Genomic DNA, 1117 nt, shown 5'->3' with positions numbered 1-1117 from the left:
GTGGCCAGGCCTTCGTGGCGGCCGTCGTGCTGGAACTGGCGCTGCTTGTCCTTGATGTAGGCCAGCATCTCGCGCATGAAGTGCGCCTGGTAGACCTTGGAAAAACCCTGGCCTATGCGATCGGCGCACTGGTCCAGGCGAAACGGCACCGACACCGCCGTGGCGCCTTGCAACGGGCTGTCGCTGCCGCTTTCCCCTAGGTATTTGAGCAGCACATTGCCCCCCAGGGAGTAGCCCACCGCATAGAGCGGCGCCTGGGGGCGCTTGGCCCGCAGGTGAGCGATGGCGGCAGCCAGGTCTTCGCTGGCTCCGGAGTGGTAGCTGCGGGGCAGCAGGTTGGGCTCGCCGGAACAGCCACGCCAGTTCAGCGCCGCGCTGGCCCAGCCCCGGGTTGCCAGGGCCTGCTGCAGGCCGGCCACGTAAGGCGAGTTGGAGGAACCGGTCAAACCATGCAGCACCAGCACCAGGGGCGCGTCGGCGCTATGGGGGCCGTGCCAGTCCAGGTCGAGAAAGTCGCCGTCGTCCAGCCACAAGCGTTCGCGCTGGCGCTCAAGATGAGTGGTCGGGCGCCACAGCGGGCCCCACAGGGTCTGCAGGTGCGGGTTGCCAAGGCCGAAGGCGGGGGTGAAGCGATCAGGCGAGTCGGGCACGGGGACGGTCTCGATGCAGCGGCGCGCAGCCCGGGCGGGCTGCGTACCTTGTTCCGGTCGGCTTGAGAGCCTGACTACGATCTGCTGCGCGGCTCGGGCCTGAGCGTTGCTTGCGAGGTCGTGATCCGGTTCTAGGCGACGTTGTCTGCCATACGTTGCCACAACGAGTAATACACCTGCCCGGATTTTTGTTCACGGTGCAGGCGCCAGCTTCCGGGCAGCCCCAGGGTCGATGGCGCGGTTTCGCTTTCGGTGTAGATCCAGGCGTCGTCCGCCAGCCAGCCGCGCTCTTCCAGCAGGGCGCAGGCGGCGGGCAGCAGGTTCTGATTGAATGGCGGGTCGAGGAAGGCCAGGTCGAACGGCGTGGCCGGCTGGGTTTCCAGGTAGCGCAGGGCGTCGGCGGTCTGGGCCTGGCCGACGGTGCAACGCAGGGTCCCCAGGTGCTCACGCAGGCTGGAAATGGCCAC

General features: G+C 67.8%; 2 protein-coding genes. Both read right to left on the bottom strand.

Annotated features, from left to right (window positions below; genetic code table 11):
- Positions 1-650 (bottom strand): YheT family hydrolase (locus F6S12_RS32040; protein ID WP_315869897.1); only part of this gene is annotated, 650 nt, incomplete at its 3' end.
- Positions 651-781: 131 nt separating this feature from the next.
- A partial coding sequence (locus F6S12_RS32035) for an RsmD family RNA methyltransferase (protein ID WP_315869896.1) occupies positions 782-1117 on the bottom strand: 336 nt, incomplete at its 5' end.

The organism is Pseudomonas sp. JV245A (genome assembly GCF_032424515.1).
Lineage (GTDB): Bacteria > Pseudomonadota > Gammaproteobacteria > Pseudomonadales > Pseudomonadaceae > Aquipseudomonas > Aquipseudomonas protegens.
Note: the sequence above shows the minus strand (reverse complement) of the source record. Positions and strands in the feature narration are given on the sequence as shown.